This window comes from Pseudomonas sp. G3-19, assembly GCF_054855875.1.
Map to the genome: position 1 here is coordinate 205,546 of NZ_JBMPIQ010000003.1, position 11,896 is coordinate 217,441.

Consider the following 11,896-nt stretch of genomic DNA (forward strand, 5'->3'; position numbering starts at 1 on the left):
AGTCAGGGATTTCGGCGCGAAAGCAGTGCACCAGAACACATACAGGCCCAATGTGGGAGCGGGCTTGCTCGCGGATGCGCCCGGTCAGCCAATGCAGATGGCGACTGATACACGGCTTTCGCGAGCAAGCCCGCTCCCACAATTTTGAACTGTGTGGGGGGCAGATGTCGGGGATGTCGCGGTAAGCCAAAAAGCACAGGCATAAAAAAACAGCCTCGGGGGCTGTTCTCTATTTTCCTGACAAAACATCAATCCTTTGTAGGAGTGAGCCTGCTCGCGATGGCATCGGCACATCTGAAATCAATGTGTCTGACAAACCGCTATCGCGAGCAGGCTCACTCCTACAGGGGGGATTGTGTTGGATCATTCACCGCGATAGATGCAACCGCTGGTGCAGGTCTCGTGAATGCGGATCGCGCTGAGTTCCGGCAGCAGGGGCTTCATTTCATTCCAGATGAATTTGGCCAGGACTTCGCTGGTCGGGTTTTCCAGGCCGGGAATGTCGTTCAGGTAGTTGTGGTCCAGACGCTCGTACAGCGGCTTGAAAATCGCCTTGATCTCGGAGAAATCGCGGATCCAGCCGGTGTGCGGATCGAGGTCGCCGCTCAGGTGCAGCGCCACCTTGAACGAGTGACCGTGCAGGCGCCCGCACTTGTGGCCGTCCGGTACGTGCGGCAGGCGGTGGGCGGATTCGAAAGTAAACTCTTTGAAAATTTCCACAGTATTTTCGGCTCTGTTCAGGTGGCGTTCGCCGCAGCGATTCGGGCAGGCGGCGAGTTTACCAGCTTGTGTTTGGCGATGCGGGAAAACACTGACTAAAGGGTCAGCAAGCGTTCGGCGAGGCGACCGTTGGCCGCCAGTTCGAGAAACTCGTCGCCGAGACGGCGGCTTTCGTCCATCGCCGCGTGCCAGTATTTCTGCCGACTCGGCGCATCGCCCATGAAGCGCTTGAAGTCGTTACGGTCGGGAAGTTTGCCGTAGGGCAGGCGCGCCAGATATTCCTTCGATGGTGCGAGCAACAGCACGTCCTGCAAGCGCTCCACCGAGGCACGGCGCCACGGCAGGGTCTTGTCGAACCAGCCGGGAATCACCCGGTCGGTGAAGTGCGGATAGAGCACGATGCCGTCGCCGCTGTAGGGCAGGTCGAGGTGATAGTCGAGCAGCCCGCCGTCGCGGAACGTGCCGGTACCGGCGCCCGGCAGGTCGCGCACGCCTTCCATGACCATCGGGATCGATCCCGAGGCCAGCAGCGCCTGGCGCAGATTGCCGGCGTCGAGGGCGACGAAGCGCGACGGAAAGTCATTCAGCGCATTCAACGGCGGGGCAAGGCGCGGGTCGTGAATGATCAGGCGTTCGAAGTGCCGCGACAGCCGCGCGCGACCGCGCAGGTTATCGGCAATCACCGAGCCCAGCGCCAGACCGAGGCGGCCACGATGATCGTCGGCCAGGCGTCCGTGGCTTTTCACCACCATGATGTTCAGGCGGTAGTCGGCGTTGTTGAGGATGCTGGCGTCGCGGCCGTCGAGCAGGTCATTGAGCATGCGCTGCGAGCTCTGGCTGATCTCGGCCATGGTCACGCCTTTGTTGAAGTTCTGCTCGGCGTACAACTGACCGAGGCGGCGGATGCCTTCAGCGGCGTCCGGCAGACAGGCGCTGGCGAAGCGCCAGGAACCGACCGACGCGCCGATCAGCGAGCGCTCACGCGGCGCGCTCGGCAGCCACTCACCGAACAACGCCAGATCCAGCCCTTGAATCCCCAATGCCTTCGGCCCGCCGGCCGCACCGGGCAGGGTGCCGACGTCAGCGGCGTTCAGGCCTTGGGCACGAATGCGCGCCATGGCCCGTGGGCCGGCCTTGAGGGTAAGGGCAGGGAACTTGATGTGGATGGCTGTCATACCGGTCTCGATCGTTAGCAAGCTTTGGATTATAGGCGCACTACTTGACCCTGTGGGAGCGGGCTTGCTCGCGAAAGCGGTGTATCAGTCGCCATCATTACTGCTGACCCACCGCATTCGCGAGCAAGCCCGCTCCCACAGGGTTTTGCATGAATCTGCAAATGAGGTTGGTGTCAGGGGCAATGATGGCAATTCAGTTTCAGTTAAGTTCGCACCGCTATGGTGCCGACCGTAGCTGCACATAAAAACACGGAGACACCCATGAAAACCCTGACTGCCCTGTCCATTGCCTCGATCATCGGCCTGACCGCCAGCCTCGCCCACGCCCGCGATCTTGGCCCCGATGAAGCCCTGCGCCTGCGCGACGCTGGTACTATCGTCTCCTTCGAGAAGCTCAACGCCACGGCGCTGGCCAGACACCCGGGCTCGACCATCACCGAAACCGAGCTGGAAGAGGAGTACGGCAAGTACGTCTACCAGGTCGAAATGCGTGATCCGCAAGGGCTGGAGTGGGATCTGGAATTAGACGCGGTCACTGGGCAGGTTCTCAAGGATCATCAGGATACGTAATGAAGGTTAATGTTCGCGCCACCAGCCGCACGGCGTTGGCGCTTGTGATTGTTTGCTCGGCGGCGATGGCCCGCGACCTCGATCAGGACGAGGCGCTGAAGCTGCGTCAGCAGGGCGTGATCCTGCCGCTGGAGCAGGTGCTGCAACAGGCGCTGGATCGCTATCCGGGGGCCAAACTGCTGGAGGTCGAGCTGGAGGAAAAGCACGACGTTTATGTTTATGAAGTCGAGTTGCTGACGGTCGAGGGCGTGGCGCGCGAGCTGCACCTGAAGGCCGACAGCGGCGAATTACTCAAAGACAAGGAAGATTGACCGATGCGTTTGCTTCTGGTGGAAGACCACGTGCCGCTCGCCGACGAACTGATCGCCGGCCTGCAGCGCCAAGGCTACGCGGTGGACTGGCTGGCGGACGGGCGTGATGCGGTTTATCAGGGTAGCAGCGAGCCCTATGACCTGATCATTCTCGACCTCGGCCTGCCCGGCGTTCCCGGGCTGGAGGTGCTGGCGCAATGGCGTGCCGGTGGCCTGTCGACCCCGGTGCTGATCCTCACCGCCCGCGATTCCTGGGCCGAGCGCATCGAAGGCCTGAAGGCCGGCGCCGACGATTACCTGACCAAACCGTTTCATCCCGAAGAGCTGCATTTGCGGGTGCAGTCGTTGCTGCGCCGCTCCAAGGGCCAGGCCAATCAGCCAACGCTCAAGGCGGCCGGCCTGCATCTGGATGAAGGTCGCCAGTGCGTGATCCGCGACGGCAGCGAGATTCAGCTGACTGCCGCCGAATTCCGTCTGCTGCGTTATTTCATGCTGCACCCGGAACAGATCCTGTCGAAAACCCACCTCGCCGAGCACCTCTACGACGGCGAAACCGAGCGCGATTCCAACGTCCTCGAAGTTCACGTCAACCACCTGCGGCGCAAGCTGGGTAAAGCGGTGATCGAAACCCGTCGCGGCCAGGGTTACCTGTTCGGCGGGCAAGCTTCGTGAGGTCGATCCAGCGCCGTTTGAGCCTGGGCTTGATCAGTGTGATGGTGATCGTCGGTCTGGTGCTGGCGCAAACCAGTCTGTGGTTGTTCGAAGTCGGGTTGCAGCGTTATCTCGAGGCCGGTCTGCGCAACGACAGCGAAAGCCTGCTGGTCGCGCTGGTGCGTGGCCCGCAAGGTTTGCAACTGGATGAGCGGCATCTGTCGCCGGCCTATCAGCGACCGTTTTCCGGGCATTACTTCCGCATCGATTTTGCCGACAGCCACTGGCGCTCGCGTTCGCTGTGGGATCAGGATCTGCCGCTGCTGGAGCACCCGGGTTTGCACAGCAACCTGCAACTGGGCCCGGACGGTCAGCAGTTGCTGGTATTGCGCTCGGACTATCGACGTCTGGGGCAGTCGATCTCGATCAGCGTCGCCCAGGATTACACCCCGGTGCGCGAGAGTTTCCAGCGCATGCGCCAGATCGGCCTCGGGCTGGGCCTGGCCGGTTTGCTGCTGATTCTGCTGCTGCAACGGCTGACGGTGCGCCGCGCGTTGAAGCCGCTGGAACGGGCGCGCGAGCAGATCGCCCAGTTGCAGCAGGGCCAGCGCTCGCAACTGGACGATCAGGTGCCGGTCGAGCTGGAGCCGCTGGTGGCGCAGATCAACCATCTGCTGGCGCACACCGAGGACAGCCTCAAGCGTTCACGCAATGCGCTGGGCAATCTGGGACATGCGCTGAAGACGCCGTTGGCGGTGCTTTTGAGTCTGGCGTCGAGCGAAAAACTCGATGCCCACCCGGAGCTGCGCAAGATCCTCAAGGAACAGTTGGAGCAGGTGCAACAGCGGCTCAATCGCGAGCTTAATCGCGCGCGGTTGTCAGGTGATGCGCTGCCCGGCGCGCTGTTTGATTGTGACGCGGAACTGCCGGGATTGCTGGCAACGCTGAACATGATCCACGGCGAGCATCTGGCGTTGAGTTACGTCGCGCCGCCGGGGCTGCAACTGCCGTGGGACCGCGAGGACTTGCTGGAACTGCTCGGCAACTTGCTGGACAACGCCTGCAAATGGGCGGACGCCGAGGTGCGTCTGAGTGTGATCGAAAGAACAGATGGCTACGCCCTGAGCGTTGAAGATGACGGGCCAGGGATTCCTGAGGAGCAACGCACTCAGGTGTTCAGTCGTGGCACGCGGCTCGACGAGCAGACTGACGGGCATGGTCTGGGGCTGGGGATTGTGCGCGATATTGTCGAGACGTGGGGCGGGTTGCTGGTGCTGGGCGAGAGTGAGTGGGGCGGGCTGAAGGTGGTGATCGAGTTGCCTAAACGCTAACCCCTGCCTGCCAAAGAACTGTAGGAGTGAGCCTGCTCGCGATTGCGCCGATACATTCGAAATCAATGTGTCTGACAAACCGCTATCGCGAGCAGGCTCACTCCTACAGGGACGGTGATGGTTTTCAGACCCGGAACTGATCCATCAGACTCTGCTGCTGATTCGCCAGGCTGTTCAGCGACTGGCTCACCCGCGCCGACTCATTGGCCTGTCCGGACAGCGATTCGGTCACGTCACGAATGGTCGCCACGTTGTTGTTGATCTCCTCGGCCACCGCGCTCTGTTCTTCCGCCGCGCTGGCGATCTGCAGGTTCATGTCGCTGATCACCGTCACTGCATCGCCGATCTGGCGCAGTGCGGTCACCGCTTGCCCGACCTGTTCGACACTGCCCTGCGCCTGACGATGGCTGCTGCCCATCGACCCGACCACATCCTGGGTGCCGGTCTGCAATTGCTCGATGACCTGACGGGTTTCTTCCACCGACTCTTGGGTGCGACGGGCGAGGTTGCGCACTTCGTCGGCGACCACGGCAAAACCACGCCCGGCTTCACCGGCGCGAGCGGCCTCGATCGCCGCGTTGAGCGCCAGCAGGTTGGTCTGTTCGGCGATGGCGCGGATGGTTTCCAGCACGGTGCCGATCTTCTCGCTGTTGGCGGCCAGGCCTTCGACCTGGACCATCGCCGCGTTCATGTCGGCGGCGAGGGCGTCGATGCTCGCGGTGGTGCGGTCGATCACGGTCAGGCCCTGACGGGTGGCGCGGTCGGCGTCCTTGGCTGCTTCAGCGGCTTGCGCGGCGCTGCGTGCAACGTCCTGCGCGGTGGCGCTCATTTCGTGGGAGGCAGTGGCGACCTGATCGACCTGACGGTATTGCTGCTCCATGCCGGCGCTGGTCTGGGTGGCGATGGCCGAGGACTGGTCGGCGGTGTTGCGCGCATCCTGCACCGAGTGCTTCACCTCGGCGATGATCGGCTGCAACTTGTCGAGGAACTTGTTGAACCAGCCAGCCAGTTGACCGAGTTCATCCTGCTTGTCGTAGGCCAGACGGCGGGTCAGATCACCTTCGCCACTGGCGATGTCTTCGAGCATGTTGGCCACGCCGAGGATCGGTTTGGTCACGCTGCGCGCCATCAGCCACACCAGCAGCAGGCCGACCAATGCCGCCAGCACGCCGAGGCTCAGCTCGATCAGGGTGCCGGAGTTGTTGCTCGCATCCAGTTGCTGCTTGAGCGCTTCGGCGCGGCTGACCAGCACCTTTTCCGGCACGTCGAGCAACACGCCCCACGACGGCCCGCCGGGGATCGGCTGGAACGGCGACAGCACTTTCAACTGGCCGTTGCTGTGCAGGCTGCTGACGCTGCTGCTGGCGGCGAGTTGACGCAGCAATTCAGCGCCGCTGACGGTATCCACGGCATCCAGGCGCTTGCTCAGTTTGCTGGCGTCCGGGCTGTAGCCGGCGAGCAGGCCGGTGGGGCTGATGATGCTCACGGCGGTCTGGCCGTCGTAGAGTTTTTTGCTCGCGCCCTGGCTGATCGCCTGCAGGCTGTTGAGATTGATGTCCACCGACAGCGAGGCGATGACTTTGCCGTTGACCATCAGCGGGAAGACGATGCTGGTCATCAGCACGTTCTGGCCGTCGATCACATAGAAGTACGGTTCGATCACGCACGGTTTGAGCGTGGTGCGCGGGCAGGTGAACCAGGCGTTGGCGGCCTGACCGCTGGGGCCGGTGCTGGTGTCGGCCATGTCGCTTTCCGGCAGGGCCATCGAGGTGACTTTGCCGGGAGTCGGCTGCGACCAGTACAGGGCGAAGCGGCCCTTGTCGTTGCTGCCCAGTTCGGCCTGACCGGCGAACAGTTCATCCTTGCCATCCAAGGCGTTGGCTTCGAACACCAGCGACAGACCGAGCAGATCCGGGTTGGCTTGCAGCGCGGACTTGACCTGACGGGTCATGTCTTCGCGCAGGTCGAAGGCATCGAGGAAGCGCTTCTCGGCCTGTTCGCGCAGGAACAGCACCTGCCGCGAGAAGCCGTGGCCGTACTGATAGGCATCCATGAACTGCTGGCGAATGCCGGCAGCCTGCACCTCACCTTGCGATTCAATGCGCGCCTGGGCTGACTCGGTCAGCATCTCCATGCTCGAAGCCTTCACCAGCTCGGAGCTGTGCTCCATGCGGTACAGCGAAAGACCCACCAGCAGGGTCACGATGCCCGCCAGGCACAGGCCGGCGAGCAGGGTGATTTTCCATTGAATGGAAAGTTGTCTGAGCGACATGGAGACGTCCTTATTCGATAAATATCTGAGACTTTGCACTGTAACGGCCGCGTTTCGGCTTTCTTTATTGTTCAAGCGCAATATGACCAATTGCCGCATGCTGGCGATCAGATACCTGTGGTGAGGGGATTTATCCCCGATGGGGGGGCGAAGCCGCCCTCACAATCGTTCAGAGAAATTGCATATTCAGGTTTGGCGACTGCTGCGCAGCCGATCGGGGATAAATCCCCTCGCCACAGGGTCCTCCATTGCCCGTTACATTGATCTCCTTACCGCAGGGTTCTCCATTGCCAGCTACATTTCAGTTCAGCCGCTCGCTTTGACACCGCCGCCACTCTGCGGCACAGTGCGCGCCCTTCTAATAAGACCCTCTTTGCAAATCCGCCGGTTAACCGTTGGCGGACTCATCCTGTCTGGCGGTGATGATTTCATCGCAGTGTTTTTGAGGTAGTGAAATGAATGCAGTGATTGCTGCGGTCGGCGTCATGCTGATCCTCAGCCTGTCCCGTGTGCACGTGGTGATCGCCCTGATCGTCGGTGCGCTGGTTGGTGGCCTGACCGGTGGTCTGGGCATCGACGCCACGCTCAAGGCGTTCAACAGCGGCCTGGGTGGCGGGGCGACGGTGGCGTTGTCCTACGCATTGCTCGGCGCTTTCGCCGTGGCGATTGCCAAGTCCGGCCTGGCCCATGCGCTGGCCGACAAGGCCCTGGCGATGGTTGACCGCCAGCATTCGACCGGCGGCGGCAGCGTCAAGTGGCTGCTGATCGGTCTGCTGTGGGTGGTGGCGATTGCCTCGCAGAACATCCTGCCGATCCACATTGCGTTCATTCCGCTGCTGGTGCCGCCACTGTTATATGTGCTGACCAAGTTGCAGCTGGATCGCCGGTTGATCGCCTGCGTCATGACCTTCGGCCTGATCACCCCGTACATGTTCCTGCCGCTAGGCTTCGGTAACATCTTCCTCAACGAAATCCTGCTGGCCAACGTCGCGCGCAGTGGCGTCGACATCAGTGGCATCAACGTCACCCACGCCATGGGCATTCCGGCGCTGGGCATGGTGTTCGGCCTGGCGATGGCGTTCATCAGCTACCGCAAGAAACGCGTGTACGACCTGGCGAAGATCGAACAGGTCGAGCAAGTGGCGGTGCAGTACAACCCGCTGAGCCTGATGATCGCCGGTGTGGCGATTGCGGCGGCGTTCATTGTGCAACTGCTGCTGGACTCGATGATTATCGGGGCGCTGGTCGGTTTTCTGATCTTTTCGGTGTCCGGCATCGTCAAGTGGCGCGACACCGATGACCTGTTCACCGAAGGCATGAAAATGATGGCGATGATCGGCTTCATCATGATCGCCGCGTCCGGGTTCGCCGAAGTGATGAAGGCTACCGGAGAAGTGCAGACCCTGGTCGAATCGTCGGCGTCGTGGATCAATCACAGCAAGGGCATCGGCGCGCTGTTGATGTTGCTGGTCGGGCTGCTGGTGACCATGGGCATCGGTTCGTCATTCTCCACCGTGCCGATTCTGGCGGCGATTTTCGTGCCGCTGTGCGTGCAACTGGGCTTCAGTCCGCTAGCGATCGTGTGCATCGTTGGTACCGCCGGGGCCTTGGGTGACGCCGGTTCGCCCGCCTCGGACTCGACCCTCGGCCCGACCTCCGGCCTGAACATCGACGGCCAGCATCACCACATCTGGGACACCGTGGTTCCGACCTTCCTGCATTACAACCTGCCGTTGCTGGCGTTCGGCTGGGTGGCCGCGATGGTGTTGTAAACGCTGAAACCTGTGGGAGCGGGCTTGCTCGCGAAAGCGGTGTATCAGAAACATAAATGTTGACTGACACGACGCCTTCGCGAGCAAGCCCGCTCCCACAGGGGAATGCGGTGAATCCCCCGCTCAACTTTTGCTTTCGCGTGCCGTTAACGCCTTTAACCACGCCAATAAAACCAAAAGAGTGAGCCCCCCAATGCGCTTGAGTCTCAAGGCCAAAGTCCTGTCCCTTGCCGTCCTGCCGGTGCTGCTCTTTGCGCTGGTCATCAGCCTGACCACGCTGTTTATCCTCCAGCAACAGGCGCACACCGAAGTCGAACAGACCCGCGAGCGCCTGCTCGCCGATGCCAAGGCCACCCTGCAAAGTTACGTCGCCGTGGCGATGACCACGATCAAACCGCTGTACGACGCGGCCGCCCCCGGTGACAACGCGGCGCGGGCGCAGGCGATCAAGCTGCTGTCGGGCATCCGCTACGGCAAGGACGGCTACTTCTTCGGCTACGACTCCGAGACCGTGCGCCTGTTCAAGGCCAACGACCCCGAAGGCGTGGGCAAAAGCTTCAAGGACAACCGCGACCCGAATGGCGTCTACGTCAACCTCGGCCTGGTGAAAGTGGCGAAGGAAGGCACCCACTATTTGCAATACAGCTCGCCGCTGCCGGGCAATGCCAGCGTGCTGGTGCCGAAACTCGGCTACACCGAGTACCTGGCGAAGTGGGATATGGCGGTCGGTACCTCGGTCAGCCTCGACGGCATTGAAGCGCAAGTGGCAGTGGTCGAGGCGCAAGTGCAGGAGCGCATGCAAGGCGTGATCCTCAGCATCGTCGGCGTGGCGGTGCTGGTGCTGCTGGTGATTGCCATCGCGGGGATGCTGCTGGCCAACACCATTCTGCGCCCGTTGAACCTGATGAAAGCCAACCTCGACGACATCGCGGCGGGCGAGGGCGATCTCACGCGCCGGTTGAACATCACCAGCCAGGACGAACTCGGCGAACTGGCCGGCTCGTTCAACCGCTTCGTCGACAAGATCCACGGTCTGGTGCGGCAGATCACCGAGATGACCACGCAACTCACCGGCCTGGTGACCCAGGTGTCGGATCAGGCCCAGCGTTCCGATCAGGCGATGGAGCGTCAGCGCCACGAGACCGATCAGGTCGCCACGGCGATCAACGAGATGTCCGCCGCTGCCCAGGAAGTCGCCAAGAGCGCGCAGAACGCTGCGGTCGCCGCGCAGCAGACCGACGAAGAAGGCCAGAGCGCCAAACGCGTGGTGGCCGGCAGCATCAAACAGATTCATGCGCTGGTGGATGACATTCGCAGCAGCGGCGTGTCGCTCGACAGCCTGCAGCAGGACGTGTCGTCGATTGTCGGCGTGCTTGGGGTGATCCGTTCGATTGCCGAGCAGACCAACCTCTTGGCGCTGAACGCGGCGATTGAAGCGGCACGCGCCGGGGAGGCCGGGCGCGGCTTTGCAGTGGTGGCGGACGAAGTGCGGGCACTGGCCAGCCGCACGCAGATCAGCACTCAGGAAATTCAGGGCATGATCGATCGCCTGCAGGCCGGCACGCAGTCGGCGGTCGAGGCGATGCGCCGTTCCAGTGAAGCGGGCGATGGCACTTCGGCGCAGGCCAATCAGGCCGGGGCGTCGCTGGATGCCATGGCTGACCTGATCGCGACGATCAACTCGATGAACGCGCAGATCGCCAGCGCAGCCGAGGAACAAACCGCGGTGGCCGAAGAGATCAACCGCAGCGTGCATCAGATCGCGGTGGCGGTGGACAGCGTGGCGGATGAGACCCAGTTGGGCGCGCAGACTTCGCGCAGCCTGGCAGATCTTGGCCAGCGATTGGGCAAGCTGGTGGGCCAGTTCCGCATCTGATAATTGTGTGAATCCTCAAGCGGGCCCTCAACCTAGCCCTCTCCCGGGGGGAGAGGGAACCGACCGCAGCGTCTCGCGTCATACATCGACCTGAAAAAACCAGTCGATTATGGATTCAAAGCCGATCGCTCATGTCAGCGTATCTCTTGACTATCCCCCGATCAGTCCCCTCTCCCTCTGGGAGAGGGCTAGGGTGAGGGGCTTTTGATTTTCAGCTTCAAGGTCTGTCCCAGTACGGCACTTCGCCGAAGCACTCAACAAAGAAATCAATCACCGTCCGCACCTTCACCGACAACCTTCGACTCCCCGGCCACAGCACTGCGATCTGCTGCGGCTCCAGGCTGTTCGACACCTGATACTCGCGCAACACCGGCACCAGCGTGCCTTCGCGCACCGCTTCACCAATCAACCAGGACGGAAACATCACCAGCCCCAAGCCTTGTTCGGCGGCCTGGGTGAGGGTGTCGGCGTGGTTGCCAGTGATCGGGCCTTTGACCGAGTAAGGCGTCCAGTCGTCCTGATCCTGACGGAAAAACCAGCGTTGCTGACCGGTCGCACCTTTGTAGGCCAGGCACTGGTGTTGCGCGAGTTCGTCGGGATGTTGCGGTGTGCCGTGGCGCTTCAGATAAGTCGGGCTGGCCGCGACCTGAAAGCGGTGCGGCGCGAGAATCCGCGCCTGCATGCTCGAGTCGTGCATCGGGCCGATGCGAAACAGCAGGTCGGCGCCTTCCTGCAACGGGTCGACGTAATGGTCAGTCTGCTGGATGTCCAGTTGCAGCTTTGGATAGCGCGCGCACAACTGACCGAGCCACGGCGTCAGATGCCGTTGGCCGAACACCACCGGCGCGTTGATCCGCACCAGCCCGGTGGGTTCGCTTTGCTGTTCCTGCAACGCCTGCTCGGCCTCTTCCAGTTGCACCAGCACCAGCCGCGCATGGTGGCCGAGCATGCGCCCGGCCTCGGTCGGCGTCACGGCGCGGGTGTGGCGGTAGAGCAATTGCTGGTTCAGCGCCTGCTCCATCAACTGGATCTGCCGTGAAATCGAAGAGGGCGCCACGCCCTCGCGGCGGGCGACTTCGGAAAAACTGCCGTGGTCGAGCACCGCCACAAACAGCCTCAGCGCCTTGAATCCTAGTTCGTTCAGCCCGTGCATGGATCGTCCTGCTGTGCGCGTTGCGCAAAAGTGTTGTCCGGATGCTCCCATTTATCGCACAGCTA

At 62.1% G+C, this 11,896-nt stretch carries 9 protein-coding genes and 3 pseudogenes; 7 read left to right on the top strand and 5 right to left on the bottom strand.

Translation table 11 applies throughout. The annotated features are described in order from the left end of the window. Positions 1-363: 363 nt before the first annotated feature. Together queD and ACOYXI_RS01030 are read right to left on the bottom strand one after the other, a co-directional pair. Positions 364-720: a 6-carboxytetrahydropterin synthase QueD gene (queD, locus tag ACOYXI_RS01025; RefSeq protein WP_007915588.1), complete on the bottom strand. Its 357-nt coding sequence runs from the start codon at positions 718-720 to the stop codon at positions 364-366. A 95-nt stretch (positions 721-815) separates the two neighbouring features. Beyond that, positions 816-1,895, bottom strand: a complete 1,080-nt coding sequence (locus tag ACOYXI_RS01030) for a patatin-like phospholipase family protein (RefSeq protein WP_134785912.1) — start codon at positions 1,893-1,895, stop codon at positions 816-818. Between the two features lie 261 nt (positions 1,896-2,156). Between ACOYXI_RS01030 and ACOYXI_RS01035 the strand changes: the two genes are divergently transcribed. From ACOYXI_RS01035 to ACOYXI_RS01050, 4 genes are read left to right on the top strand one after another with little or no spacing between them, the layout of a single operon-like run. Then, the gene (locus ACOYXI_RS01035) at positions 2,157-2,465 is read left to right on the top strand and encodes a PepSY domain-containing protein (protein WP_027614000.1); all 309 of its coding nucleotides are present in this window, start codon (positions 2,157-2,159) and stop codon (positions 2,463-2,465) included. Next, the gene (locus tag ACOYXI_RS01040) at positions 2,465-2,776 is read left to right on the top strand and encodes a PepSY domain-containing protein (protein ID WP_210557541.1); all 312 of its coding nucleotides are present in this window, start codon (positions 2,465-2,467) and stop codon (positions 2,774-2,776) included. The genes ACOYXI_RS01035 and ACOYXI_RS01040 overlap by 1 nt, the downstream gene beginning before the upstream one ends. A 3-nt stretch (positions 2,777-2,779) precedes the next feature. Continuing rightward, positions 2,780-3,448 (top strand): response regulator transcription factor, encoded by a 669-nt coding sequence (locus ACOYXI_RS01045; protein ID WP_003223514.1) that lies wholly within the window; start codon positions 2,780-2,782, stop codon positions 3,446-3,448. Continuing rightward, entirely contained in the window at positions 3,445-4,758 is a 1,314-nt protein-coding gene (locus ACOYXI_RS01050; protein WP_098968034.1) for a sensor histidine kinase, read from the top strand. The genes ACOYXI_RS01045 and ACOYXI_RS01050 overlap by 4 nt, the downstream gene beginning before the upstream one ends. Positions 4,759-4,882: 124 nt before the next feature. On the opposite strand, the gene ACOYXI_RS01055 is transcribed toward ACOYXI_RS01050, so the two are convergent. Together ACOYXI_RS01055 and ACOYXI_RS01060 are read right to left on the bottom strand one after the other, a co-directional pair. After that, complete coding sequence (locus ACOYXI_RS01055; protein WP_461675534.1) at positions 4,883-5,638, bottom strand: methyl-accepting chemotaxis protein; 756 nt, start codon at positions 5,636-5,638, stop codon at positions 4,883-4,885. Between the two features lie 102 nt (positions 5,639-5,740). Next, positions 5,741-7,129: pseudogene (locus ACOYXI_RS01060) on the bottom strand (cache domain-containing protein); the annotation flags it as partial. 356 nt (positions 7,130-7,485) lie between these two features. Here ACOYXI_RS01060 and ACOYXI_RS01065 point away from each other — a divergent pair. From ACOYXI_RS01065 to ACOYXI_RS01075, 3 genes and pseudogenes are all read left to right on the top strand, one after another. Further along, on the top strand, positions 7,486-8,802 hold the full coding sequence (locus ACOYXI_RS01065; RefSeq protein WP_461674154.1) for a Na+/H+ antiporter family protein: 1,317 nt from the start codon (positions 7,486-7,488) through the stop codon (positions 8,800-8,802). Positions 8,803-8,995: 193 nt separating this feature from the next. Then, positions 8,996-9,772, top strand: a pseudogene (locus ACOYXI_RS01070) (cache domain-containing protein); the annotation flags it as partial. Positions 9,773-10,084: 312 nt separating this feature from the next. Next, positions 10,085-10,678, top strand: a pseudogene (locus tag ACOYXI_RS01075) (methyl-accepting chemotaxis protein); the annotation flags it as partial. Between the two features lie 217 nt (positions 10,679-10,895). On the opposite strand, the gene ACOYXI_RS01080 reads toward ACOYXI_RS01075, so the two are convergent. Then, the gene (locus ACOYXI_RS01080) at positions 10,896-11,831 is read right to left on the bottom strand and encodes a LysR family transcriptional regulator (RefSeq protein ID WP_139055733.1); all 936 of its coding nucleotides are present in this window, start codon (positions 11,829-11,831) and stop codon (positions 10,896-10,898) included. Positions 11,832-11,896: the final 65 nt, after the last annotated feature.